This is a genomic window from Streptomyces sp. CA-249302, assembly GCF_050936785.1.
Lineage (GTDB): Bacteria > Actinomycetota > Actinomycetes > Streptomycetales > Streptomycetaceae > Streptomyces.
This window is the reverse complement of record NZ_JBNJMG010000001.1, coordinates 891,127-914,980: the sequence shown is the minus strand read 5'-3', so window position 1 is coordinate 914,980 and position 23,854 is coordinate 891,127. Positions and strand designations below refer to the sequence as shown.

20 protein-coding genes and 4 pseudogenes are annotated in these 23,854 nt (G+C 70.1%); 18 read left to right on the top strand and 6 right to left on the bottom strand.

Translation table 11 applies throughout. The features are described 5' to 3' along the window. Positions 1-15 precede the first annotated feature (15 nt). The 6 genes and pseudogenes from ACQEWB_RS04105 to ACQEWB_RS04080 all read left to right on the top strand — a co-directional run. Positions 16-1,104 (top strand): quaternary amine ABC transporter ATP-binding protein, encoded by a 1,089-nt coding sequence (locus tag ACQEWB_RS04105; protein ID WP_432827112.1) that lies wholly within the window; start codon positions 16-18, stop codon positions 1,102-1,104. After that, complete coding sequence (locus ACQEWB_RS04100) at positions 1,104-3,104, top strand: ABC transporter permease (RefSeq protein WP_432827110.1); 2,001 nt, start codon at positions 1,104-1,106, stop codon at positions 3,102-3,104. The genes ACQEWB_RS04105 and ACQEWB_RS04100 overlap by 1 nt, the downstream gene beginning before the upstream one ends. Before the next feature lie 13 nt (positions 3,105-3,117). Then, positions 3,118-4,086: an ABC transporter substrate-binding protein gene (locus tag ACQEWB_RS04095; protein ID WP_432827108.1), complete on the top strand. Its 969-nt coding sequence runs from the start codon at positions 3,118-3,120 to the stop codon at positions 4,084-4,086. Positions 4,087-4,303: 217 nt separating this feature from the next. Continuing rightward, positions 4,304-6,742: a GcvT family protein gene (locus ACQEWB_RS04090; RefSeq protein WP_432827106.1), complete on the top strand. Its 2,439-nt coding sequence runs from the start codon at positions 4,304-4,306 to the stop codon at positions 6,740-6,742. 21 nt (positions 6,743-6,763) lie between these two features. After that, positions 6,764-6,898, top strand: coding sequence for a hypothetical protein (locus tag ACQEWB_RS04085; RefSeq protein ID WP_432827104.1), 135 nt, complete (start codon positions 6,764-6,766; stop codon positions 6,896-6,898). After that, positions 6,861-7,100: pseudogene (locus ACQEWB_RS04080) on the top strand (sarcosine oxidase subunit gamma); the annotation flags it as partial. The gene ACQEWB_RS04085 and the pseudogene ACQEWB_RS04080, both read left to right, overlap by 38 nt. Positions 7,101-7,163: 63 nt before the next feature. On the opposite strand, the gene ACQEWB_RS04075 reads toward ACQEWB_RS04080, so the two are convergent. Together ACQEWB_RS04075 and ACQEWB_RS04070 are read right to left on the bottom strand one after the other, a co-directional pair. Further along, complete coding sequence (locus tag ACQEWB_RS04075; RefSeq protein WP_432843635.1) at positions 7,164-8,294, bottom strand: S1 family peptidase; 1,131 nt, start codon at positions 8,292-8,294, stop codon at positions 7,164-7,166. A gap of 169 nt (positions 8,295-8,463) precedes the next feature. Further along, positions 8,464-8,802 carry a cupin domain-containing protein gene (locus tag ACQEWB_RS04070; protein WP_432827102.1) on the bottom strand — a complete coding sequence of 113 codons (339 nt, stop codon included), beginning with the start codon at positions 8,800-8,802 and terminating at the stop codon, positions 8,464-8,466. Positions 8,803-8,921: 119 nt separating this feature from the next. On the opposite strand from ACQEWB_RS04070, the gene ACQEWB_RS04065 reads away from it, so the two are divergent. The 3 genes and pseudogenes from ACQEWB_RS04065 (at position 8,922) to ACQEWB_RS04055 (ending at position 11,666) form a co-directional block, all read left to right on the top strand. Further along, entirely contained in the window at positions 8,922-10,400 is a 1,479-nt protein-coding gene (locus ACQEWB_RS04065) for a glutamate--cysteine ligase (RefSeq protein ID WP_432827100.1), read from the top strand. A 7-nt stretch (positions 10,401-10,407) separates the two neighbouring features. Then, positions 10,408-10,863: pseudogene (locus ACQEWB_RS04060) on the top strand (MFS transporter); the annotation flags it as partial. After that, complete coding sequence (locus ACQEWB_RS04055) at positions 10,797-11,666, top strand: MFS transporter (RefSeq protein ID WP_432827098.1); 870 nt, start codon at positions 10,797-10,799, stop codon at positions 11,664-11,666. The pseudogene ACQEWB_RS04060 and the gene ACQEWB_RS04055, both read left to right, overlap by 67 nt. Before the next feature lie 15 nt (positions 11,667-11,681). Here ACQEWB_RS04055 and ACQEWB_RS04050 read toward each other — a convergent pair whose 3' ends face one another. Next, the gene (locus ACQEWB_RS04050) at positions 11,682-12,581 is read right to left on the bottom strand and encodes an aminoglycoside phosphotransferase family protein (protein WP_432827096.1); all 900 of its coding nucleotides are present in this window, start codon (positions 12,579-12,581) and stop codon (positions 11,682-11,684) included. A 235-nt stretch (positions 12,582-12,816) separates the two neighbouring features. Between ACQEWB_RS04050 and ACQEWB_RS04045 the strand changes: the two genes are divergently transcribed. The 4 genes from ACQEWB_RS04045 (at position 12,817) to ACQEWB_RS04030 (ending at position 18,576) form a co-directional block, all read left to right on the top strand. After that, positions 12,817-14,832, top strand: coding sequence for a galactose-binding domain-containing protein (locus ACQEWB_RS04045; RefSeq protein ID WP_432843633.1), 2,016 nt, complete (start codon positions 12,817-12,819; stop codon positions 14,830-14,832). A 22-nt stretch (positions 14,833-14,854) separates the two neighbouring features. Beyond that, positions 14,855-15,454 carry a TetR/AcrR family transcriptional regulator gene (locus ACQEWB_RS04040; RefSeq protein ID WP_432827094.1) on the top strand — a complete coding sequence of 200 codons (600 nt, stop codon included), beginning with the start codon at positions 14,855-14,857 and terminating at the stop codon, positions 15,452-15,454. Between the two features lie 108 nt (positions 15,455-15,562). Then, positions 15,563-16,771, top strand: coding sequence for a hypothetical protein (locus tag ACQEWB_RS04035; RefSeq protein WP_432827092.1), 1,209 nt, complete (start codon positions 15,563-15,565; stop codon positions 16,769-16,771). Positions 16,772-16,917: 146 nt separating this feature from the next. Continuing rightward, complete coding sequence (locus ACQEWB_RS04030; RefSeq protein ID WP_432827090.1) at positions 16,918-18,576, top strand: cellulase family glycosylhydrolase; 1,659 nt, start codon at positions 16,918-16,920, stop codon at positions 18,574-18,576. A gap of 108 nt (positions 18,577-18,684) precedes the next feature. On the opposite strand, the gene ACQEWB_RS04025 is transcribed toward ACQEWB_RS04030, so the two are convergent. The 3 genes and pseudogenes from ACQEWB_RS04025 to ACQEWB_RS04015 all read right to left on the bottom strand — a co-directional run. After that, positions 18,685-18,969: a PucR family transcriptional regulator gene (locus tag ACQEWB_RS04025; protein ID WP_432827088.1), complete on the bottom strand. Its 285-nt coding sequence runs from the start codon at positions 18,967-18,969 to the stop codon at positions 18,685-18,687. 132 nt (positions 18,970-19,101) lie between these two features. Beyond that, positions 19,102-19,209: pseudogene (locus tag ACQEWB_RS04020) on the bottom strand (sugar diacid utilization regulator); the annotation flags it as partial. Positions 19,210-19,532: 323 nt separating this feature from the next. Beyond that, a pseudogene (locus ACQEWB_RS04015) lies at positions 19,533-19,811 on the bottom strand (sugar diacid recognition domain-containing protein); the annotation flags it as partial. A 264-nt stretch (positions 19,812-20,075) separates the two neighbouring features. On the opposite strand from ACQEWB_RS04015, the gene ACQEWB_RS04010 reads away from it, so the two are divergent. Genes ACQEWB_RS04010 through ACQEWB_RS03990 form a run of 5 tightly spaced genes read left to right on the top strand, consistent with a single transcriptional unit; the run spans position 20,076 to position 23,840 of the window. Continuing rightward, positions 20,076-20,531, top strand: a complete 456-nt coding sequence (locus tag ACQEWB_RS04010; RefSeq protein ID WP_432827086.1) for a substrate-binding periplasmic protein — start codon at positions 20,076-20,078, stop codon at positions 20,529-20,531. Further along, positions 20,477-21,007 carry a substrate-binding periplasmic protein gene (locus ACQEWB_RS04005; RefSeq protein WP_432827084.1) on the top strand — a complete coding sequence of 177 codons (531 nt, stop codon included), beginning with the start codon at positions 20,477-20,479 and terminating at the stop codon, positions 21,005-21,007. The genes ACQEWB_RS04010 and ACQEWB_RS04005 overlap by 55 nt, the downstream gene beginning before the upstream one ends. A gap of 9 nt (positions 21,008-21,016) precedes the next feature. After that, the gene (locus ACQEWB_RS04000; protein ID WP_432827082.1) at positions 21,017-21,772 is read left to right on the top strand and encodes an amino acid ABC transporter permease; all 756 of its coding nucleotides are present in this window, start codon (positions 21,017-21,019) and stop codon (positions 21,770-21,772) included. Beyond that, positions 21,769-22,563, top strand: coding sequence for an amino acid ABC transporter ATP-binding protein (locus tag ACQEWB_RS03995; protein WP_432827080.1), 795 nt, complete (start codon positions 21,769-21,771; stop codon positions 22,561-22,563). The genes ACQEWB_RS04000 and ACQEWB_RS03995 overlap by 4 nt, the downstream gene beginning before the upstream one ends. Next, on the top strand, positions 22,560-23,840 hold the full coding sequence (locus ACQEWB_RS03990) for an NAD(P)/FAD-dependent oxidoreductase (RefSeq protein WP_432827078.1): 1,281 nt from the start codon (positions 22,560-22,562) through the stop codon (positions 23,838-23,840). The genes ACQEWB_RS03995 and ACQEWB_RS03990 overlap by 4 nt, the downstream gene beginning before the upstream one ends. The last annotated feature ends 14 nt before the right edge of the window (positions 23,841-23,854 follow it).

The following is a 23,854-nucleotide window of genomic DNA, read 5'->3' as shown; positions in this document are numbered from 1 at the left end:
GAAAAGAGGTCGATCGTGACCCCCACACAGACCGAGGTGCCGCAGCGGCGCGGCACGCCCCAGGACTCGGACGGCACTCCGGTCATATCCGTGCGCAATCTGTGGAAGGTGTTCGGGCCGAAGGCCGACCGGGTACCGGGTTCAGAGGAACTGTGCGGTCTCTCCCGCCGGGAGCTCATGGACCGTACCGGATGCACCGCCGCCGTACGCGACGTCGACTTCGACGTCGCGCCCGGCGAGGTGTTCGTCGTCATGGGACTGTCCGGGTCCGGCAAGTCCACCCTGGTGCGATGTCTGACCCGGCTCATCGAACCGACCTCCGGCGAGGTCGTCTTCGAGGGCCAGGACATCCGCCAGTGCGACGACAAGCACCTGCGCGAGCTGCGCCGCAGCAAGTTCTCCATGGTCTTCCAGCACTTCGGGCTGCTGCCCCACCGCCGCGTCGTCGAGAACGTCGGCTTCGGGCTGGAGATCCGCGGCATGAGCAAGGCCGAGCGCACCAAACGGGCCCTGGAAGTCGTCGAGTTGGTGGGCCTGGCCGGATACGAGAACTCCTACCCCGACCAGCTCTCCGGCGGTATGCAGCAACGCGTGGGCCTGGCAAGGGCGTTGGCGGGCGACCCCGACGTCCTCTTCTTCGACGAGCCGTTCTCCGCGCTCGACCCGCTGATCCGCCGCGACATGCAGAACGAGGTCATCCGGCTGCACCACGAGGTCGGCAAGACCATGGTGTTCATCACCCACGACCTCTCCGAGGCGCTCAAGCTGGGTGACCGCATCCTCATCATGCGCGACGGCAAGATGGTCCAGTGCGGCACCGGCGACGAGCTCGTGGGCGCCCCCGCCGACGACTACGTCCGCGAGTTCGTGAAGGACGTGCCGCGCGGCGACGTCCTCACCCTGCGCTGGATCATGCGCGCACCGGAGGACGGCGACGACCTGGACGGTCCCGAGCTGGGCCCTGACGTGGTGGTGAAGGAGGCCACCCGGGTCGTCCTGGCCGCGGACAAGCCGGTCAAGGTCGTCGAGAACGGCAAGCTGCTCGGCATCGTCGGCGACGAGGAGATCCTCGCCGTGGTCGCCGGTCAGGAAGGCGGCGCGTGATGGCGACCGTCCTGGAGAAACCCGAACAGACGGGGGCCGTGGAGCCGGTCACTCCGGTCAGGCGTGTGCGCAAGGTCGGCCGGCCCGTGGTGATCGGCGCGATCGTGGTCGTCTGGCTGGTGCTCTTCGCCGTACTGCGGGGCAAGCAGACCCTGTCCCTGGCGGCCGCCGACCTCACCGACCTGCACCGGTGGATCAACGACCTCAACGACTCCATCGGCGCCAACCGGAACTCCAACCCGCTCTTCCTGTACTTCTTCAACGAGATCCGGCTGGTCATCGACAACCTGGTGACCTTCATCCAGCACCTGATCTCCCAGCCGACCGGCGACCGCCCGGTCCCGCAGATCGGCTGGCTCGGCGTCGTGGGCCTCGTCGGTTACGTCTCCTGGGCCGTGGGCAACTGGCGGGTCGCCCTGCTGGCCGTCGCCGGCTTCACCTTCTTCGGGCTCCAGGGGCTGTGGCAGGAGTCCATGGACACCCTGGCGCTCACCCTCTCCGCAGTGTTCGTGGCACTGCTGTTCGCGGTCCCGCTCGGCGTGTGGGCCGGTCTCTCGGACCGGTTCAACCGGATCGTGACGCCGTTCCTGGACTTCATGCAGACGATGCCGACCTTCGTCTACCTGGCGCCGCTCACCCTGTTCTTCCTCATCGGCGGCGCCTCCGCCTCCATCGCCACCGTGATCTACGCGGCCCCACCGACGATCCGCATCACCGCGCATGCCATCCGCAACGTGTCGAAGACGACGGTCGAGGCGGCCGACTCGCTGGGCGCCACCCGCCGCCAGTCGCTGCTGAAGGTCCTGCTGCCGATGTCCAAGCGCACCGTGGTGATGGGCGTCAACCAGACCATCATGGCGGCCCTCGCCATGGTCACCGTCGCCGCCCTGATCAACGCACCCGGCCTCGGCGCCAACGTCATCCAGGCGTTGCAGTCCCTCGACGTCGGCACGGCCTTCAACGCGGGCCTCGCCATCGTCGTCATGGCCATCGTCCTGGACCGCGTCACCACCGCGGCCGCCGCGCGCGAGGAGAACGCGCGCAACTCCAAGTACGACTTCGCGAAGTGGCGCCGCCCCCTGCTGGGCGCCGGCGCCGCGGTCACCGCGGTCCTGGTCTACCTCTCGCACACCTACCTGTGGGCGGCCGACTTCCCCGGCGACGGCACCGTCGGCAGCCACATCGCCAGCGCCGTCGACACGGCGACCAACTGGGCGCAGGACAACCTGTCCGGGCTGACCAACGCCATCCGCGACGTCATCACCAACGGCCTGCTCAACCCGTTCCAGACCCTGCTCACCGACTCCCCGTGGTGGCTGGTCGGCGCGGTGCTGGTCGCCCTCGCGGTGGTCCTCGGCGGCTGGAAGACCGGCATCACCACCGCCGTGTGCGTGGGCCTCCTCGTCGGCACCGGCGTGTGGTCCGACGCCATGACGACGCTGGCCTCGACGATCGTCGCCACCGTGCTGGTGATGATCCTCGGCATAGTGTTCGGCGTCTGGATGGGCCGCAGCGCGATGGTGGACCGGCTGATCCGGCCGACCCTGGACGCGGCCCAGGTCATGCCGCCGTTCGTCTATCTCGTGCCGTTCCTCGCGCTGTTCGGCGCCACCCGCTTCACGGCCATCGTCGCCGCGATCGTGTACGGCGCACCGGTCGCCATGAAAATCATCGCCGACGGGATCCGGGCCGTGCCCGAGACCACCGTGGAAGCGGCCACCTCCGCCGGGTGCAACACCTGGCAGATCATCACCAAGGTCCAACTGCCGATGTCACGCAGTGCCCTGACGCTCGCGACCAACCAGGGCCTGATCTACGTGCTGTCGATGGTTGTTGTGGGCGGCCTGGTAGGCGCGGGCGCCCTCGGCTACGACGTCGTGGCCGGATTCTCGCAGGGCGAGCTGTACGGCAAGGGGCTGGCGGCAGGACTCGCCATCGTACTGCTCGGAGTCATGTTCGACCGGATCACTCAGGCAGCGGCGCGACGCGCGAGCGCTTAAGGAGCACCACACCATGGCAAGACACTGGCGAGCCGGCGCGGCCGGCCTGGCCGTTCTCGGCCTCACCCTCACCGCGTGCGGTGGCGCGAAGGTCGGCGACACCTCCTCGGGTTCGAACAGCGCGGGCAGCTCCGGCAAGTGCGGCACCTTCAACCTCGCGGTCAACCCCTGGGTGGGCTACGAGGCGGACGCGGCGGTCGTCGCGTACGTCGCGGAACACAGCCTGGGCTGCAAGGTCGACAAGAAGAACCTGAAGGAAGAGATCGCCTGGCAGGGCTTCGGCACCGGCGAGGTCGACGCGGTCCTGGAGAACTGGGGCCACGCCGACCTGGTGAAGAAGTACATAACCGAGCAGAAGACCGCCGTGGACGCCGGGCAGACCGGCAACAAGGGCATCATCGGCTGGTACGTGCCGCCGTGGCTGGCCAAGGCGCACCCCGACATCCTCGACTACAAGAACCTCAACAAGTACGCGTCCAACTTCAAGACCTCCGAGTCGGGCGGCAAGGGCCAGCTCCTCGACGGCGACCCCTCGTACGTCACCAACGACGCGGCCCTGGTGAAGAACCTCAAGCTCGACTTCAAGGTGGTGTACGCGGGCAGCGAGACCGCGCTCATCCAGGCCTTCCGCACCGCCGAGAAGAACAAGCAGTGGGTCATCGGCTACTTCTACGAGCCCCAGTGGTTCCTGTCCGAGGTCCCGCTGAAGAAGGTCAGCCTGCCCGCCTACAAGGACGGCTGTGACGCCGACGCGGCCAAGGTCGCCTGCGACTACCCCGTCTACAACCTCAACAAGATCGTCAGCACGAAGTTCGCCAAGTCGGGCAGCCCCGCCTACAACCTGGTGAAGAACTTCAACTGGACGAACGACGACCAGAACGAGGTCGCCAAGTACATCGCCCAGGACAAGATGACGGACGACGCGGCGGCCAAGAAGTGGGTCGACGCCAACAAGGACAAGGTGGACGCCTGGCTCAAGTAGCCGAGCCGGGCAGACCGGTCGAACATGCCCGGCGGGCGGCGCGCCTTCTCGCGTGCCGCCCGCCGGGCATTGCCGTGTCCGGGCCCGTGTTTCCGGGCGTTTTCCGACGTCACGGACCCCTTGACACCCCCTCCCCGGGACAGGCACGCTGAGTTGCGCAACCTGAATCGCGTTGCGCACAAAGCAACTAGCCGGTTTTGATTTCGGAGGTGCGGCGATGGCGGGACCCCGAGTGGTGATCATCGGAGCGGGCGTCGTGGGAGCGGCCCTCGCGGACGAGATCTCCGCACGAGGCTGGACCGAAGTGACCGTGGTCGACCAGGGCCCGCTGCCGGCCACCGGAGGCTCCAGTTCACACGCCCCGGGCCTGGTCTTCCAGGCGAACTCGTCCAAGACGATGACCGAGCTGGCCCGCTACACGGTCGAGAAGTTCTGCTCCCTCGACGTCGACGGCAAGCCCTGCTTCCTTCAGGTCGGCGGCCTCGAAGTGGCGACCACCCCGGAGCGCCTGACGGAACTGCACCGCCGCCACGGCTGGATCACCGCCTGGGGCATCGAGGCGCGCCTCCTGACCGCCGACGAGTGCCTCGAACAGCACCCGCTGGTCAACCGCGACAAGGTCCTCGGCGGCCTCCTGGTCCCCACCGACGGCCTCGCCAAGGCGGTCCTCGCCGTCGAGGCGCAGATCCGCCGCGCCACCGAGCGCGGGGTCACCTTCCTGCCCCGCCACGAGGTCCTGGACATCCTCCGGGCCGACGGCGAGATCACCGGCGTCCGCACCGACCAGGGCGACCTGCCGGCCGACATCGTCGTCTGCTGCGCCGGCATCTGGGGCCCGAAGATCGCCCGCATGGCCGGCATGAACCTCCCGCTGACCCCGCTGGCCCACCAACTGGCCTGGACCGGCCCGATACCGGCCCTCGCCGGCCAGACCGAGGAAGCGGTCCGCCCGATCCTGCGCCACCAGGACGCCGACCTCTACTACCGCGACCGCTTCGACGGCATCGGCATCGGCTACTACGGCCACCGCCCGATGCCCATCACCGCCGACGAGATCCTCTCCGTCGACGAGGCCGACGAGATGCCCTCGGTCCTGAAGTTCACCGAGGACGACTTCGTCCCCGCCTGGACCGAGACCCAGTCCCTGCTCCCCGCGACGCAGGAGGCGAAGATCGAGGAGGGCATCAACGGCCTCTTCTCCTTCACCACCGACAACTTCCCGCTCCTCGGCGAGTCCCCGGACGTCAAGGGCTTCTGGGTCGCCGAGGCCGTCTGGGTCACCCACTCCGCGGGCGTCGGCCGCGCCATGGCCGAATGGCTGGTCGACGGCTACTGCTCCTCCTTCGACCTGCACGAGTGCGACGTCAACCGCTTCGAGCCGCACCAGCTCACCCCCGAGTACGTGCTGGCCCGCGACTGCCGCAACTTCGAAGAGGTCTACGACATCCTCCACCCCCTCCAGCCGTCGGGCGACCCGCGCCCGATCCGCAAGAGCCCCTTCTACGCCCGCCAGCAGGAGCACGGCGCGGTGTTCCTGGAGGCGAACGGCTGGGAGCGCCCGCAGTGGTACGAGGCCAACGCGGCCTTGCTGGAAGGCCGTTCGATCCCCACCCCGAACGACTGGGCCGCGCAGTTCTGGTCGCCCGTCGTCGGCGCCGAGGCCCAGGCCACCCGTGAGACCGTCGCCCTCTACGACATGACGGCCCTCAAGCGCCTCGAAGTCTCCGGCCCCGGCGCCGCGGACTTCCTGGAGCGCCTGGTCACCGGCAAGGTCGCCAAGTCCGTCGGCTCGGTGACGTACACGCTCCTCCTCGACCACGACGGCGGCATCCGCAGCGACGTCACCGTGGCCCGCCTCGCCCGTGACCTCTTCCAGGTCGGCGCCAACGGCAACCTCGACCTCGACTGGTTCGGCCGCCACCTCCCGGCCGACGGCACGGTCCAGGTCCGCGACATCACGCCGGGCACCTGCTGCATCGGCCTGTGGGGCCCGCTGGCCCGCAAGGTCCTCCAGCCCCTGACGGACGAGGACTTCTCGGGCGACGGCCTCAAGTACTTCCGCGCCAAGCGCGCCCACATCGGCTCCGTCCCGGTGACAGCCATGCGCCTGTCGTACGTCGGCGAACTCGGCTGGGAGCTGTACACCACCGCCGACCTCGGCCAGAAGCTCTGGGACACCCTGTGGGCGGCGGCCGAACCGCTCGGCGGCGTCATCGCGGGGCGCGGCGCCTTCAACAGCCTGCGCCTGGAGAAGGGTTACCGCTCCTTCGGCACCGACATGACGTACGAGCACGACCCGTACGAGGCCGGCGTCGGCTTCGCGGTCAAGCTCGACAAGGAGGACTTCGTGGGCAAGGAGGCGCTGGTGCGCCGCAAGGCCGACGTCCGACGGAAGCTGACCTGTCTGACCATCGAGGACCCGCGGTCGGTCGTCATGGGCAAGGAGCCGGTGTACGACGGCGACCGCGCGGTCGGCTACGTCACGAGCGCGGCGTACGGCTACACGATCGGCAAGGGCATCGCGTACGCCTGGCTCCCGTCGGAACTCACCGCCCCCGGCACGACGGTCCACATCGGCTACTTCGACCAGCGGATCGAGGCGGTCGTAGCCGAAGAGCCGCTGTTCGACCCGACGATGTCCCGTCTCCGTGGCTGACCCCGGGAAGGAGCAGCGAAGGTGACCGCACAACTCCTCGACGGCAAGGCCACCGGAGCCGACATCCGGCGCGAACTCGCCGAATCCGTCGCCAAGTCGACCGCGCCATGGCTGCGCCCGGACCACCCTCCTGGTCGGCGGGCCGCGCGCCCGTGACCTCCTCGCCCATGGCTGTCGGCTCGGCCTGCACCCACGGGGCTTCGCCCCGGGCCGCTGTGCCCAGACCGCGCTGGGCCGCACTCAGGTCGTGCTGGTCGCCCGCGACCAACTTCGGGCGGGCTTCTGGGTGTTGCTGCGCTCCTCCTTCGCCGGTTGTCCGACGGACCGGCTGCTGGACGCGGCGACCGAGTACGTGTGAGCGGTGCTTGAGGGAAGGGCGCGCGACCGGCAACTCCCGGTCGGGCGCCCTTCGTTGTGGATGTCAGGCCGTGTGCAGGGTCAGCCCGTACCGGTTGAGGATCTCGTTGACCGGCTGGTACCAGGTCTCGCCGCCGGAGGTGCAGTCGCCCCAGCCGCCCGAGGTGACGCCCTGTGCCTGGTCGCCGCTGATGAAGGAGCCGCCGGAGTCACCGGGCTCGGCGCAGACGTTCGTCTTGGTCATCTGGTAGACCGCGCCCTGGCTGTAGTTGACGGTCTCGTTCTTGGCCAGGACCGTGCCGCAGTGCCAGTGCGAGGTGGAGCCGGAGCGGCAGATGGAGGCGCCGACGGGGGCCTCCACCGAGCCGCGGACCAGCTGGTCGGAGACGGTGCCCCAGCCGAGCACCACCGGGACGGTCCACCAGCCGCTGCCGACGTTCACCCAGGCGTAGTCGTTGTCCGGGAACGACGAGCCCTGGAAGTTGCCGACGTAGGAGCCGTCCCAGCCGTACACGGCGCCGGTGTGCTGGTCGCAGTGCCCGGCGGTGATGAAACCGCCGTACACCGAGAAGCCGATGGAACAGCGGACGTTGCCGGTGTAGTAGGGGTCGCCGCCGACGGTCCCGGCGGCGAAGGTGCTCGGGGCCTGGGCGATCTGGCGCACCTCGACCGGTCCGGCCTTGCGAGCCCTGGCCAGGAAGGCCTGGACATCGTTGTCATCGCGGTTCGCGGTGACGACGTTCACGACGATCGAGCCGGCCTTCTGGTCGACGTACCAGCTCCCGACCCCCTTGGGCGCGGCCAGTTCGTCGATGTGGGCCTTCGCCGCGTCGAGTTGCCGTGCGCTGTGCTCGACGAGGCGTACGGTGGCGCCGGTCGCGCGGACGGCCTCGGTGTTCGCGCCGCGGGTGACGGCGACGGTCAGCTTCCCGCTGCGGGAGTCGAACCAGGAGCCGCCGTACGAGGCTCCGGCGGCCCGCTTCGCCTTGCGTTCCACGGCAGTTGCCGTCTTCTCGGCGGAGAGCCGTGCCAGTGCCTGGTGCTTCGTCAGGCCGAGGTCGCGCTGCATCGCGGAGATCAGCGCGGAGGAAGCGGGTGCCGCGGCGCGGGCGGGGGAGTCGGCGGCCGAGGCGGGAAGGGCGCCGGCGGTCGCCCAGGTGCCGAGGAGGAGGAGTGCGGACAGGGCGGTGCGCATGGCTGTGGTGCGTCTCAAGGGAGTGCCCCTTCGTTGTTCCAGCGAGGTGGGGGTGGAACAGCAGAACGGTGAGAGCGCTCTCATCCAGATGCGCGGCCGAGCTTAGCCACTGATCATGAACAGGTCCATGCCAATCCCAAGAGTTGGCCAAGAAAGACGGCCCCGCGCCTCACCGCGCGCGTCTGACGAGCATCAGCACACCCTCCGCACTCGTCCACGGCCCGTGCTCCATGCCCGGCAGCCGGTAGGCGTACATGCCCGCGGTGAAGGTCTCGTCCAGTCGCAGGTCGGTCAGGGAGCCGTCGAGGAGATACACCTCCTCGTGGAAGTCGTGCCGCACCGAGCCCTGCGCGCTGGTGTCCGCCCCCGGCTCGTACCGCTGGAGCACGGTGGCGTCCCCGGTCTCCGGATCCTCGGCCAGCATCTGCTCCCACACGCCCTCGGCGGCCCCCGGTGGCCGGTGCCAGGGCGCTTCGGGGCGGTGGAACTCGGACTGCGGTCTGCTCATCGGGGTACCCCTTCGCGGTGTCGACCCAGTTCAGCACCGGCGGTACGCCTTGTCCGGGGTGCGCAGGTGGTGGGACTCTGGGACGAAAGGTATCCGCCGAGGGGACTCGGGAGGGCCCGATGGGACGTGATGTGCCCGCCCTGGTGTTCACGCGGGAGGACCGCCGCCGGTACCGGGACAAGATGCACACCTGCCTGGATGTGCTGGCGCAGATGCTGCGCGAGTCGGGGTTCGAGAGTGAGCGCCCTCAGGTCGGTCTGGAGATCGAGCTCAACCTGGTGGACGCCGACGGACGCCCGGCGATGCGCAACACCGAGGTGCTCCGGGCGATCGCCGACCCCGCCTGGTCGACCGAGCTGGGCCGCTTCAACCTGGAGATCAACGTTCCGCCCAGGGAGCTGACGACCGGCGGCCCCGGGGCGTGGGAGCGGGCGATCCGCGACGCCCTCAACCACGCCGAGGAACGCGCCGCGGCCGTCGGCGCGCACCTCATCATGATCGGCATCCTGCCGACCCTGTGGGAGACGGACGTCGGCGAGGCCGCCCTGTCCGGCGATCCGCGCTACAAGCTCCTCAACGAGCAGATCTTCGCGGCCCGCGGCGAGGACCTGCGGATCAGGGTGGACGGCGTGGAGCGGCTGTCGATGTACGCCGACGCCATCACGCCCGAGGCCGCGTGCACCAGCACCCAGTTCCATCTCCAGGTCGCCCCCAAGGAGTTCGCGGACTACTGGAACGCGGCCCAGGCGATCGCCGGCGTGCAGACCGCCCTGGCGGCGAACTCGCCCTACCTCTTCGGCAAGGAGCTCTGGCGCGAGACCCGTATCCCGCTCTTCGAGCAGGCCACCGACACCCGCCCGCAGGAGATCAAGGCCCAAGGGGTACGGCCCCGGGTGTGGTTCGGGGAGCGCTGGATCACCAGCGTCTTCGATCTGTTCGAGGAGAACGTCCGCTACTTCCCGGCCCTCCTCCCGCTCTGCGACGACGAGGACCCGCAGGAGGCCCTCGACGGCGGCGGTGTCCCGCAACTGGGCGAACTGACCCTGCACAACGGCACGATCTACCGCTGGAACCGCCCCGTCTACGCCGTCACCGACAGCGGCCCGCACCTGCGCATCGAGAACCGCGTCCTGCCCGCCGGGCCCACCGTGGCCGACATCATCGCCAACGGCGCGTTCTACTACGGCCTGACCCGCGCCCTGGTCGACGAGGACCGCCCGGTGTGGACCCGCATGTCCTTCTCGGTCGCCGAGGAGAACCTGCACACCGCGGCCCGCGACGGCATCGACGCCCGCCTCTACTGGCCCGGCGTAGGCGAAGTCCCGGTCACGGAACTGGTGTTGCGCCGCCTGCTGCCCCTGGCCCACCGCGGCCTGGAGCTGGCCGGCCTCGACGCGACCTGGCGCGAGCCCATGCTCGGCATCATCGAACAGCGCTGCGTCACCGCCCGCAACGGCGCCCTGTGGCAGGCCGAGACGGTCCACCACCTGGAGAAGACGGCCACCTCGGACCGCCGGGAGGCGCTGCGGCGGATGACCATGACATACAAGGACTACATGCACCTGAACGCACCCGCGCACACCTGGCCCGTGGACTGACGGCCGAGTGACGGAGACGAACGCCGGATCCCGCGCGTCGGGGGACGCGCGTGCGGCACCCGAATCGCTGTGGCGCAACCGGGACTTCGTGCTGCTGTGGTCCGGCCAGGTGCTCTCGACCCTCGGCACCCGCACGTCCTCCGTCGCCGTCCCGCTGATCGTCCTGGCCATGACCGGATCGCCGGGCCGGGCAGGTCTGGCGGGGTTCGTCTCCACCCTCCCGTATCTGCTGTTCTACCTGCCCGCGGGGGCGGTTCTGGACCGGCTGGAGCGCGGGCGGGTCATGCTGTGGTGCGAGGCCGTCCGGGTCGTGGCGCTGGGCAGCATCCCGGTGGCGCTGTGGCTGGACCGGCTGACGTACACCCAACTCCTGTCGGCGGGCTTCGTCGGCGGCACGTGTTTCGTCTTCTTCAGCGTGGCCGAGAAGTCGGTCCTGCCCTCGCTCGTCACCCCCGGGCAACTCACCCCGGCGCTCGCTCAGCAGGAGGCCAAGTCCCGGGCGCGGGCCTGGCCGGTCCGCCCCTTGGCGGCCTGTTGTACGGCGTCTCGCACGCCCTGCCCTTCCTGGCCGACGCGCTGTCGTACGTCGCCTCCTTCACCACTCTCGCCTTCATCCGCGCGGATCTACGGGTCCGACGCCGGGAGCCGGCCGGTCCCTGGTGGCAGGAGGTGGGCGCCGGGGTGCGGTGGCTGCTCGGGCAGCCGTTCATCCGGGTCACCGTGGTGTGCATGGCGCTGGCCAACATCATGTTCCAGGCGCTGACCCTGGTGGTGATCGTGCTGGCCCGCCACCTGGGCGCCTCCGCCGGTGTCACCGGCGCGGTGCTCGGCTTCTTCGGCTTCGGCGGCCTGGCCGGGGCGTTCGCCGCGCCCTGGATCCAGCGCCGGCTGCCGCCCAGGACGGTGGCGATCGGCGCGGCCTGGCTGTGGGCGGCGCTGCTGGTGCCGATCGCCGCCATGCCCACCCCGCTGACCCTCGGCCCGCTGGTGGCGGCGATGGCCTTCGTCAGCCCCGTGTGGAACGTGGTCGTGGTCGGCTACCAGTACAAGGTCATCCCGGACCACATGCTCGGCCGGGTCAAGAGCGTCGTCCTGCTGGTCAGTTGGGGTGCCATTCCGTTCGGTTCGCTGATCGCCGGAGCGCTGCTGGACGGCGTGGGCCCCCGGGCCGCCGTCCTCGCCCTGTCGGGGATCGGCCTCCTCGTGGCCGTCATCGCCACCACAAGTCCCGGAATCCGCAAGGCGGTTGTCCTGGCCGAACACTGACGGTCCCTCAGGACCTCAGCTCTCGCCCAGCACTTCCCGGATCACATGCCTCGCGTTGTCGGCCATCGCCCGGTTCGTCCTGCGGTAGTACGGCAGCGCGATCACCGCCTGCGACAGCGTCCGTCCCCGCCCGCGCCGCCAGGCCGCCTCGTCCACGTCGAGTGCCTCGCGGAAGACCGCCCGCGCGTCGGCGGGCAGCAGGTTCCACGCCGGGAACAGGTCGCAGGCCGGATCGCCCACTCCCATGCACCCGAAGTCGATCACCGCGGTCAGCCGTCCCGCGTCCACCAGCAGATTGCCCGGCATCAGGTCGGCGTGCAGCCACACGGGATCCCCCTCCCGGTCCGGGACCCGCATGGCGCCCTCCCATACGGCGGTCACCGCATCGCAGTCGACGCCCTCCTCGGGAATCCCGCGCAGCCGCTCGATCGCGGCCCGGGTCTCAGCGTCGAGTTCGGACAGCGGTCCACCCCGGTGGGCCCGCGGCGCGCCCGGCAGACCGACACCCCGCATCGCCGTCACGAACCCGGCCAGATCCTCGGTCAGTCGCACGGGCTCGCTCAACGCCCCCGCCTCGGGATTCCGCCCCGACAGCCATCGGTACACCGACCACGGCCACGGAAAACCCTCGGCGGGCTCCCCGGTTGCGAGCACCTCGGGGACGGCCGTGGGCAGCAGGGGCGCGAGCCGCGGCAGCCACTCCCGTTCCAGTGCCACATCCCGCGCGCCGCCTGCCACCAACGGCAGTCGTACGACCATGTCCGCGCCGAGCCGGTACATCGCGTTGACCGTCCCGCCGGACGGAAACCTCTCCACCGGCAGCTCCGCCCACCGCGGGAACCGGCCGGCGACGAGCCGCCGTACGAGGTCCTCGTCGATGGGATGCAGGTCGGGGTGGAGTCGCCCTGTGGTCATGGGGTGTCATCCGACCTTCGGGGACGGACACACGTCAATCGCTTTTCCGGCGGTGCCAGTTATCAGGTCAAGCGTCCCGGACTCTTGACTCGGAAGGCGTCCGCCCCGATCCTCGTCGTACCTTGCGCAGGTCATGACAGCCTCATGGGTTGGTCAACCGCGCGATCCCGCCGACCGAGGGACGTGGGCAGTGACGCAGACCCGACGCTCGTACCGCAGACGCAGGAACGTCACCATGATGTCGCTGCTCCTCCTGGTGCTGGCCGTCGTCCTCGGCCCGACGCCGAGTTCGGCGGCGAGCGGCAACTGGTGGGACCCGACCGCGCGGCCCACCCCGGACGTCCAGGTCAACGTCACCGGCGAACCCTTCACCGGCACCAACTCCGCAGGCGAGGTCCGCGGGTTCGTCGACGCGCACAACCACCTGTTCTCCAACGAGGCCTTCGGCGGTCGGCTGATCTGCGGCAAGGTGTTCTCCGAGGCCGGAGTCGCCGACGCGCTCAAGGACTGTCCCGAGCACTACCCCGACGGCACCCTCGCGATCTTCGACTACATCACCCACGGCGGCGACGGCAAGCACGACCCGGTCGGCTGGCCCACCTTCAAGGACTGGCCCGCCTACGACTCGATGACCCACCAGGCCAACTACTACGCCTGGGTCGAGCGCGCCTGGCGCGGCGGCCAGCGCGTGCTGGTCAACGACCTCGTCACCAACGGCGTGATCTGCTCGGTCTACCCCTTCAAGGACCGCAGCTGCGACGAGATGACCTCGATCCGGCTCCAGGCGAAGCTGACGTACCAACTCCAGGACTACATCGACAAGATGTACGGCGGCACCGGGAAGGGCTGGTTCCGGATCGTCACCGACAGCGCGCAGGCCCGCGAGGTCATCAAGCAGGGCAAGCTCGCCGTCATCCTCGGCGTCGAGACCTCCGAGCCCTTCGGCTGCAAGCAGATCCTCGACATCCCGCAGTGCAGCAAGGCCGACATCGACAAGGGGCTCGACGAGCTGTACTCGCTCGGGGTGCGCTCGATGTTCCTGTGCCACAAGTTCGACAACGCGCTCTGCGGCGTCCGCTTCGACTCCGGCGGCCTCGGAACGGCCATCAACGTCGGGCAGTTCCTGTCCACCGGCACCTTCTGGCAGACCGAGAAGTGCACCGGGCCGCAGCACGACAACCCGATCGGCAACGCCACCTCCGAGGCCGAGGACGACCTGCCGGCCGGCGTGGACGTCCCCTCGTACGACTCGGACGCGCAGTGCAACAAACGCGGGCTCACCGAACTCGGCGAGTACGCCGTGCGGGGCATGGAGAAGCGCAAGATGATGCTGGAGATCGACCACATGAGCGTCAAGGCCGTCGGCCAGGCGCTGGACATCTTCGAGGCCGACTCCTACGCCGGCGTGCTCTCCTCGCACAGCTGGATGGACCTCAACTGGACCGAGCGCGTCTACAGCCTCGGCGGCTTCGTCGCCCAGTACATGCACGGCTCCGAGGGCTTCGTCGCGGAGGCCGCCCGTACCAAGGCACTGCGCGACAAGTACGGCGTCGGCTACGGCTTCGGCACCGACTTCAACGGCATCGGCGACCACCCCGCCCCGCGCGGAGCGGACGCCGCGAACAAGGTGACGTACCCCTTCAAGAGCGTCGACGGCGGTTCCGTCATCGACAAGCAGACCAGCGGCGACCGTACCTTCGACTTCAACACCGACGGCGCGGCGATGGTCGGCATGATCCCGGACTGGATCGAGGACATCCGCAAGGTCGGTGGGGAGGACGTCGTCAACGACCTGTTCCGGGGCGCCGAGTCCTACCTCGACACCTGGGGTGCGACGGAGCAGCACCAGGCCTCGGTCAATCTGGCGGGCGGGCGTACGGCGACGGCCAGTTCGTCCGAGTCGAACCCCTTCACCAGCTACCAGCCGGGCCGGGCCGTGGACGGTGACGGCTCCACCCGCTGGGCCAGCGACTGGAGCGACGACCAGTGGTGGCAGGTCGATCTGGGCTCCACCAACCGGGTCTCCAAGGTGACGCTGGACTGGGAGCGGGCGTACGGGAAGTCGTACAACATCGAACTCTCCACCGACGGCTCCACCTGGCAGACCGTCTGGTCCACCACCTCCGGCGACGGCGGCCTGGACACGGCCAAGTTCGCGGGCACACCGGCCCGTTACGTCCGCGTACACGGCCTCGACCGCGGCACCGACTGGGGATACTCGCTCTACGAAGTGGGCGTCCACAGCGCCTGACGCACCCGAACCGAGGACACACATGGCACGCATGCCGTCGGCCGAGCGGCGCAGACAGCTGACGGAGGCTGCCATCAGGGCGATGGCCCGGGACGGCGTCGCGAAGACGACGACCCGGTCCATCGCCGCCGAGGCGGACGTGTCCCTGAGCGTCTTCCACTACTGCTTCGACTCCAAGCAGGCGCTCGTCGAGTCCGTGATCACGGCTCTCACGGATCACTCCGTGACGGTGGTGAAGGAGGCGCTGAAGCCCAGGGACACGTTGGTGGACACCGTCCGGGCCGGGTTCCAGGCCTACTGGGACCACGTCCGCGCCCACCCCGACGAGCACATGCTCACCTACGAACTCACCCAGTACGCCCTCCGTGAGCCCGGCTTCGAGCACCTGGCCCGCCGCCAGTACGAGCTCTACGTCGACGCGTACGCCCACCTCATCGACGAGCTGCGCGCCGGCATGGACCTCCAACTCCAGGTCCCCGTCTCGGTGTTGGCCCGCTATCTGGCCGCCATGACCGACGGGCTGACCCTCAACTACCTCGTCCTCGGCGACGAGTCGGCCTGGGCCGACATCCTCGACACGGTGACCGCCCATGTGGCGGGCCTGGTGCACGACGGGGCGTAGCCGCCGGCGCGGGGCCGGGTCGCCCTCCGGTCCACGTCGACCTGTAGGTTTGCCGGTGATCCGTGCGCCACTCCGCCGGCGCCGGCACCGGCTGAGGGAAAGGACCACATGGCACGCGTCGCCGTCATCACCGCGCCGAACATCGGATACCGGAACACCGGGATGCTGACGGTGGACCTGGCGTTCGAGTCCATGCGCCGGCGGATGGGCGGCGAGATCGACGCGAACTGGTACACCCTGCACCTGCCGGAGACCGTGGAGCTGCGCGCGGGCGCCCGGGGCACCGACTTCCCGTTCCGCTTCCGCTCCCTGTCCGATCACCTCGACGAGCTGCGCGATCACGACGCCGTGGTCTTCTGGGGCGACTTCCTGCACGCACGGCACTACCTGGAGCAGGACGCGACGAACCGCCTCCTGGACTTCGGGTTCGCGGCGGACCGGGACTCCGCCCGGGCCCTGCTGCACCGCACCCTGCTGCTGGCCGACCAGCCGGACGAGCTCCTCGCGCGCACCCTCAGCTACGGCGGCACGATCCTCCACAACACACAGGCCGACCTGGAGGACAAGGAGTACGGCCCCTTGTTCACGCGCCTGATGACGCGCAGCCACCGGGTCTGGATGCGGGAGCCCCTCTCGGCGGCCAAGATCGCCCACCTGCGCGGGGACCGTACGGCCGAGTACTTCGGCTCGGACGCGGCCCTGCTCTCCCGCCCCGGCGACCTCGACCACCTCCCGACCACGGACTGGTCCCGGGAGGTCCCGGACGGCGGCGCGATCGGCGTGTTCCTCGGCGCCCGCTCGACCATCCCCGACTGGCTGCCCGGCTTCTGCCGCAAGGTCTCCGACCGCCTCGGGGCCCCGCTGGAGTGGCTGCCCTGGTTCGACCGGGAGATCCCCGCGCAGGCCGGCGCCATCGCGGCCCGCCCGGGCACGCCCACCGTCGGCGACCTGCTGGGAGTCCTCCCGCGCTATCGCCTGGTCATCACGGACACCTACCACCTGGCCGTCAACGCCTGGGGCACCGGCACCCCGGTCCTGTGCGTCGGCGCGCCCGAGCCGGTACCGACGACCCACGACGACTACCTCACGCTGAGCCAGGTGAAGAAGCATGTCTTCCACCTGGCCTACGACGCGGCGGACTTCTATCTGACCACCGCCCCCGACGCCCCGGAGGGCCACGGACGCCGCATCGACCGGCTCGGCCGGCTGGTGGAGGGCGGGGGAGCGGACGCCGTCGCCGCGCGGATCCGCGCGCATGCCGACCAGTCGGCGGCCGCTTTCACCGGGACGCTCGCCTCGCTGCTCGGCATGTCCTGAGCCGGATCCGGTCAGCAAGCCCTGCGCCAAGACCTTGACGTGTACTTGGCGAAGTGGCTTCATGGGAGCGCTCCCACATCTCGTCTCCTTCCATTCCTCTCCTTCCCCTTCCCTGAACTTCTTGGCGCTCACTCCCTGGAGTCGCAGTGAGAACAACAAGAAGCACGACTCGAAACCGCTCGTTACCCGGTCTGCTGACGACCTTGGCGGCCCTGCTCGGGCTCGTCCTCGGCGGCGCGATGTTCCCCGTCGCCGCGCAGGCGCGTGGCGCCCTCGCCGCCGGACTGCACATCAGTGACGGACGGCTGCTGGAGGGCAACGGCAACGACTTCGTGATGCGCGGGGTCAACGCCGCCCACACCTGGTACCCGGGCCGCACCAAGCAGTCGCTGGCGGACATCAAGGCGCTCGGCGCCAACACGGTCCGCGTCGTCCTCGCCGACGGCCACCGCTGGAGCGCGAACAGCGCCGCGGACGTGGCCGACGTGATCGCCCAGTGCAAGGCCAACCGGCTGATCTGCGTCCTTGAGGTCCACGACACCACTGGTTACGGCGAGGACAGCGCGGCCGGCACGCTCGACGAGGCAGCCGACTACTGGATCGGCCTGAAGGGCGTCCTGGCCGGCCAGGAGAACTACATCGCCATCAACATCGGCAACGAGCCCTGGGGCAACACGAACCCGGCCGGCTGGACCGACCCCACCATCGCCGCCGTGAAGAAGCTGCGCGCCGCCGGTTTGGACCACCTGCTCATGGTGGACGCGCCCAACTGGGGCCAGGACTGGCAGGGCGTGATGCGCGCCAACGCCAAGGCCGTCTACGCCGCCGACCCCACCGGCAACCTGATCTTCTCGATCCACATGTACAGCGTCTTCGACACCGCGGCCGAGATCACCGACTATCTGAACGCCTTCGTGGATGCCGAACTGCCCATCCTCATAGGCGAGTTCGGGGGTCCGGCCGACCAGTACGGCGACCCGGACGAGGACACGATGATGGCCACGGCGCAGCAGCTGAAGCTGGGCTACCTGGCCTGGTCCTGGAGCGGCAACACCGACCCGATCCTGGACCTGGCCATCAACTTCGATCCCACGCAGCTGAGTTCGTGGGGGCAGCGCGCGTTCAACGGCGCGAACGGCATCGCGCAGACCGCCAAGGAAGCGACGGTCTACGCCGGTTCGGGCACGGGCGACACCCAGGCCCCGACCACTCCCGGCACCCCCACCGCGTCCTCGGTGACGGCCACCTCCGCCACGCTCACCTGGACCGCAGCCACGGACGACGTCGGCGTCACCGGTTACGACGTCGTACGCATCGCGGACGGCACCGAGACCAGGGTCGCCACCGCCACCGGCAACTCCGCCACGGTGACCGGGCTGGCCGCCGAGACGACGTACACCTTCGCCGTCTACGCCCGTGACGCGGCCGGCAACCGCTCGGCCCGCTCCGCCACGGTGAACGTCACGACGAGCAGGGCGCCGACCCTGTCCTGCTCCGTCGGCTACCGCGTGGTGGGGGAGTGGCCGGGAGGTTTCCAGGGCGAACTGACGATCGGGAACGGCGGTAGCGCCGCGATCAACGGGTGGACGTTGGGCTTCGCCTTCGCCGACGGGCAGAGCATCTCCAACATGTGGGGCGGCACGGCGGCGCAGGACGGCGGCACGGTCAAGGTCACGCCTGCCTCCTACACGACGAGCATCCCGGCGGCCGGTTCGGTGACCGTCGGGTTCATCGCGAGCAAGGGGTCCACGAACACGGTCCCGACCGCGTTCACCCTCAACGGGAGCACCTGCAAGGCAAGTTGACCGGATCGACCGGCGGGGGTCGCCTGCCCTCGCCGGTCCCTCCATCTGGCTGTTCCCGGCCCCCGTCGCTCTCGCGTCGGCCCAGGGGCCGCCCCGCCGCGTCGGCGGTCACAACTCCTCGCCGCCCCTGGCCAGTTGATCCGCGAGGCACGCCAAGTAGAGGGCCATGGTCGTCCGGTGTTCCCGCAGCGGGCGGCCGGTGATCTGCTCGATCTTGTTCATGCGGTAGACGACCGTGTTGCGGTGGATGTGCAGGGCCGCGGAGGCCCGGACCAGGTTGAAGCCGTTCTCGCACCACGCGGTGATCGTGTCGCGGAGCGCCGGCCAGTCCGGCTGGGCGCGCAGTTTCGCTGCCGTCAGTTCGAGGAGCCGGGTCCGGGCGGGCTGGCCCACCGCGGCCAGGAGCTGGTGGACCCGCAGATCGGTGATGACGTGGACGCGGGAGCCGCCCGACAGGCGGGCGCCGAGGCGGAGTGCGTCGCAGGCGTCCTGGTAGGAGTCGTGCAGACCGCCGACCGATGAGGCGGGCTCGCCGATGCCCGCGCGGGCGGTGAGGCCGTCCTGCGCGGCGATGACGTCGGTGACCCGACGGCAGCGGTCGGCGAGCGGGGTCGCCGGGTGCTCGGTGGGCAGGCGGTGCAGGACGCCGATCCAGCCGGGGCCGTGGTGGCGACGATGTCCTGCGGATCGGCGAAGACCTCACGGACCGTGCGCAGCAGCTCCGAGCGGACCAGCGCGATGTCCTGGGTGGGAGTGGGGTGCCGGCGCCCGGGCCTCGAGGGCATGGTCACCTCGATGGCCACCGCCACCCGGGGCAGCCGCAGGTCGAAGCCGAGTTCGGCGGCCCGGAACCTCAGGAACTCGCCCTCGACGACCTGGGGGTCGTACGAGGCGATGTCGGTGAGGAGTGTCTCCGCGGCCCGCTCGGCGAGCAGACGGGAGCGCAGCATCACGGACTCGCGCAGCAGGATCTCCGTCTGGCGTTTGACCAGCAGGCCGAAGCGGCGCACCTGGGCGGGCGTGCCGGTGATGCCGACCGTGCCCACCGCCCGCCCGCCGGTGACCAGGGGCAGGGTGCAGCCCGGCCGTACGCCCTGGAGCTGCTGGGCCTGCGCGGCGGTGTGGGTGGCGGGTTCCTGGGTGCGGACGACCTCGACGGACGCCTCGTGGAAGGAGCCGACCCGGCTGGTGTCACCGCTGCCGATCACCATGCCCTCCGCGTCGGTGATCAGCACGTTGAAGCCGATGACCGCGGACGTGTCCGCGGCGATCTCCTGGGCCAGCGAGGGACTCAGCACGCGCTTTCCTCCCGCCGAGGGGTGAGCAGGTTTGGGCGCACCGTACAGGGGAGGGGGCGTTTTCGGCCACAACTTCGTACCAAGTGACCGGTGACGACCGCGCGGGTGATCTCTAGCGTATGGCCCCAATCAGTACCCCGCCGAGGGCACAGCGCGGTGAACGGCGGGTCCCTTCAGCGCCCAGACGGAAGGCCCGAGCCGATGATCCGTGCGCGTTCGCTCATCTCTCCCCTCCTCGCCCTGCTGTTGCTGTCCACGGTCGCCGCGTGCGGCTCCGGTGGCGATGACGCCCCGAAGAACGTGTCGGCGAAGACCGCCGCCCTGGGCACCCTGACGCCCGGCGTCATCAAGGTGGCGGTCCAGCCGTACGCCCCGTACACCAGCATCAAGGGCGGCAGGATCGTCGGCCTGGACGGCGACATCCTGAACTACATCGCCAAGAAGCTCGGCCTCCAGGTCAAGCCGCAGGTCACGGACTTCGCCGGCATGCTGGCCGGCGTGCAGTCCCGCCGCGTTGACATCACCATCGGCGGCGTCGCCTGGTCCGCCGACCGGCAGAAGCAGGGCCTGTTCACCGACCCGCCCTACTACTCGCCCCCGCCATGGCCGTCCGCAGCGGCAAGACGTACAAGACCGTCGACGACCTCAAGGGCCTGAACCTCGGCACCGTCGAAGGCTATGTCTGGGTCAAGTCCATCCAGGCCGTCCCCGGCGCCAAGCTGCACGCCTACCCCGACGCCAACGGCGTCTTCGACGACCTCGGCGCCGGCCGCGTCGACGTCGGCTTCCTCGACCCGCTGATCATCATCGCGGCCCAGAAGGAGCGCCCCGACCTCAAGATCAAGACGGAGTACCTGACCCCGCCGACCGCCGCCGAGGTCAAGGCCGAGCCCGCCTACGCGTACTTCCAGCCGTACCAGACCGGCTTCTACCTCCCCAAGCAGGCCACCAAGCTGGAGAAGGCGATCTCCGCGCAGATCGACGCCATGTACACCAACGGCGAGATGGCGAAACTCGTCGAGAAGTACGGCGGTGACCCCGAGCAGTTCCTGAAGCCGGCCGCCGATGTCGCCACCGCCCGCCGCGGTGTGGACCGGCCCGCGGACTGGACGCCCCCGTCCGTCGCCAAGTGAGGGGATGACATGTCCGGTCTCTTCCAGGTCCCCTGGTCCGACTACCGCTCCGACCTGCTCGACGCCCTCGGCCGCACCGTCTCCTACACCGTGGTCAGCTTCGTCGGCGCGGTCGTGCTCGGCCTCGCGGTGGCGCTGCTCAGGCTGAGCAGGGCATGGCCCGCACGGGCCGTCGCCGCGATCTACACCGAGGTGTTCAAGAACGTCCCGCTGCTCGCCATCATCTTCCTCACCTACTTCGGCCTGGCCTCCGCCGGTATCCGCCTGGACGTGTTCACCGCCGGCTGCCTCAGCCTGATCGTCTTCTACGCCGCTTACCTGTCCGAGATCTTCCGCTCGGCGATCAGCGGGGTGCACGCGGGGCAGACGGAGGCAGGCGAGGCGCTCGGCATCGGCCGGGTGGGCATCTTCGCCCATGTCGTGCTGCCACAGGCGGTACGACAGGCGCTCCCCGGCACCAACACCATGCTGGTCGACCTGTTGAAGTCCACCTCGCTGCTGGTCACTGTCTCCGCCGCCGAGCTGATGTCGGAGGGGCGGCTCATCACCTCGGCGACCTTCCGCGCGCTGGAGGTGTACCTGGTCATCTCCGCCATCTACTTCGCCCTGTGCTATCCGCTCTCCCAGCTCCTCCTGCTGCTGGAGCGCAAGGTGCGGGCGGGCGTCCCGCTGTCGCCGTGGCGCCGCCGCCGGGTGCACACCGCCCGTGCGCTGCTCGCCGCCGACCTCGCCGCACGAACCGACCGGAAGGAGGCGGCCGTATGACCGAGCCCGTCACCACAGCGAAGAGCACGCCGACTGCCGGCACGGAAACGGTCGTTCGGATCGAGGGGCTGAGCAAGTCCTTCGACGGGCGGCTCGTGCTCGACGACGTGAGCCTGGAGGTCGGCCGGGGCAGCATCGTCAGCGTCATCGGACAGAGCGGCGGCGGCAAGACGACCCTGATGCGCTGCGTCAACCTCCTTGAACGGCCCGACCGGGGCACGGTCGAGGTGGCCGGGGAAGTGGTGCACCGCGACGGGCGGACCGTCTGCCGCGACCTGCCACGACTGCGCCGTACCGTCGGCATGGTCTTCCAGCGGTTCCACCTCTTCCCGCACCTCACGGCCGTGGAGAACATCGTCCTCGCCCAGCGCAAGGCGGGCGTCGGCGAACAGGAGGCGCTGGAGCGGGCCGTGGCCCTGCTGCGCCGGGTCGGCGTCGCGCACCGGGGGCTCGCCCAGCCCGAGCAGCTCTCCGGCGGGGAGCAGCAACGGGTCGCCATAGCAAGGGCGTTGGCGCTGCGCCCCGAAGTACTGCTCTTCGACGAGCCCACCTCCTCCCTCGATCCGGAGGCCACCCGTGAAGTGCTCAGCGTCATGCGCGAACTGGCCGCCGACGGCATGACCATGCTGCTGGTCACCCATGAACTGCCGTTCGCCCGCGAGGTGTCCGACCACGTCGTCTTCGTCGACGGCGGCCGGATCGTCGAGGAGGGGCGACCGGAGGACGTCCTGGATCGTCCCGGACAGGCCCGCACCCGGGAGTTCCTCGCCGCCTACGGGACCGCGTCATGACCGGTCCGAGCGGCGACGGGCCCGTCGTGGTCGTGGGCGGCGGTGTGGTGGGACTGTGCACCGCGTACTACCTGGCCAGGGCCGGGCTCGCGGTCGAGGTCGTCGAGCGGCGCGGCCTCGGCTCCGGGGTGTCGCGGGGCAACGCGGGCTGGGTGTGCCTCAGCCACTCGACGCCCGTACCGGCACCGGGAGTCGTGCGCTATGCCCTGCGCTCCCTGGGCCGCCCGGACTCGCCCCTCTACCTGCGGCCGCTGCCGGATCCGGCGTTCGTGCGGTGGCTGTGGCGGTTCTGGCGCAGCAGTACGCCGGCCGCGTTCCGGCGCGGCTACGCGGCGATCGCCGAGCTGAACCGTGACACCTTCGACCTCTTCGACGGCCTGCGCGAGGCGGGGGTGGAGACGACCCTGACCCGCCCCGGCATGGTGCACGCCTTCCTGTCCCCGGCCGAGGCCCGCCACCACCTCGCGGTCCAGCGGGAGATGGCCGACGGCCGCTACCCGATGCCCGACGACGTCGTCACCGGGACGGCGGCCCGGCTGCTGGACGACGCGCTGTCCCCGCAGGTGCAGGCCGGCTACCTGGTGGAGGGGGAGGGCGTGGTCGACCCGGAGGCCTTCGCGCGCGGGCTGGGGGAGGCACTGGCCGGCGCGGGGGTGAAGGTGCACGAGAACACGGAGGCCCTCGGATTCCGCACCTCCGCGGGCCGGATCACCGCCCTGCGCACCGCCGAGGGCGAGATCCCCTGCACGGCCGCCGTCATCGCGGCCGGCATGCGTTCGGGGGCCCTGCTGCGTGGGCTGGGGCAACCGCTTCCGCTCCAGGCCGGCAAGGGCTACAGCTTCTCCGTGGACCTGGACCCGGCCCCCCGGCACACCCTGTACTTCGGCGAACGCCGGGCGGTCGCCTCGCCCATCGGCGCCACCACCCGCATCGGCGGCACCATGGAGCTGAGCGGCAACAACAACCGCCTCGACTGGCGGCGCGTCGTCGCCGTCGCGCTCGCCAGCCGGCACTACCTGGGCCGCTGGTTCGACGACCCCGACGACCTCGTCGGCCAGATCCGCGACCCCTGGGTCGGCGGCCGTCCCTTCCTGCCCGACGGGCTCCCGGTCATCGACCGAGTCCCCGGTTACGGCAACGCCTTCGCGGCCACCGGCCACGGCATGCTCGGGGTGACCCTGGGCCCGGTCACGGGCCACGAACTCACCGAGTACGTCCGCACCGGGCACCGCCCGAAGGCCCTGGAGCCGTTCCGCTTCGACCGGCTGAGGGGGTGACACCGGGCCGCGAT

Bases quoted from the DNA above. Each gene is read 5' to 3' on its own strand.
- ACQEWB_RS04065 (WP_432827100.1), top strand. From the start codon at position 8,922: ATGGGACGTGATGTGCCCGCCCTGGTGTTCACGCGGGAGGACCGCCGC.
- ACQEWB_RS04005 (WP_432827084.1), top strand. From the start codon at position 20,477: ATGGCCGTCCGCAGCGGCAAGACGTACAAGACCGTCGACGACCTCAAG.
- ACQEWB_RS04070 (WP_432827102.1), bottom strand. From the start codon at position 8,802: ATGAGCAGACCGCAGTCCGAGTTCCACCGCCCCGAAGCGCCCTGGCAC.
- ACQEWB_RS04050 (WP_432827096.1), bottom strand. From the start codon at position 12,581: ATGACCACAGGGCGACTCCACCCCGACCTGCATCCCATCGACGAGGAC.
- ACQEWB_RS03995 (WP_432827080.1), top strand. From the start codon at position 21,769: ATGACCGAGCCCGTCACCACAGCGAAGAGCACGCCGACTGCCGGCACG.
- ACQEWB_RS04040 (WP_432827094.1), top strand. From the start codon at position 14,855: ATGGCACGCATGCCGTCGGCCGAGCGGCGCAGACAGCTGACGGAGGCT.
- ACQEWB_RS04095 (WP_432827108.1), top strand. From the start codon at position 3,118: ATGGCAAGACACTGGCGAGCCGGCGCGGCCGGCCTGGCCGTTCTCGGC.
- ACQEWB_RS04035 (WP_432827092.1), top strand. From the start codon at position 15,563: ATGGCACGCGTCGCCGTCATCACCGCGCCGAACATCGGATACCGGAAC.
- ACQEWB_RS03990 (WP_432827078.1), top strand. From the start codon at position 22,560: ATGACCGGTCCGAGCGGCGACGGGCCCGTCGTGGTCGTGGGCGGCGGT.
- ACQEWB_RS04010 (WP_432827086.1), top strand. From the start codon at position 20,076: ATGATCCGTGCGCGTTCGCTCATCTCTCCCCTCCTCGCCCTGCTGTTG.
- ACQEWB_RS04045 (WP_432843633.1), top strand. From the start codon at position 12,817: ATGATGTCGCTGCTCCTCCTGGTGCTGGCCGTCGTCCTCGGCCCGACG.
- ACQEWB_RS04100 (WP_432827110.1), top strand. From the start codon at position 1,104: ATGGCGACCGTCCTGGAGAAACCCGAACAGACGGGGGCCGTGGAGCCG.
- ACQEWB_RS04000 (WP_432827082.1), top strand. From the start codon at position 21,017: ATGTCCGGTCTCTTCCAGGTCCCCTGGTCCGACTACCGCTCCGACCTG.
- ACQEWB_RS04090 (WP_432827106.1), top strand. From the start codon at position 4,304: ATGGCGGGACCCCGAGTGGTGATCATCGGAGCGGGCGTCGTGGGAGCG.
- ACQEWB_RS04075 (WP_432843635.1), bottom strand. From the start codon at position 8,294: ATGCGCACCGCCCTGTCCGCACTCCTCCTCCTCGGCACCTGGGCGACC.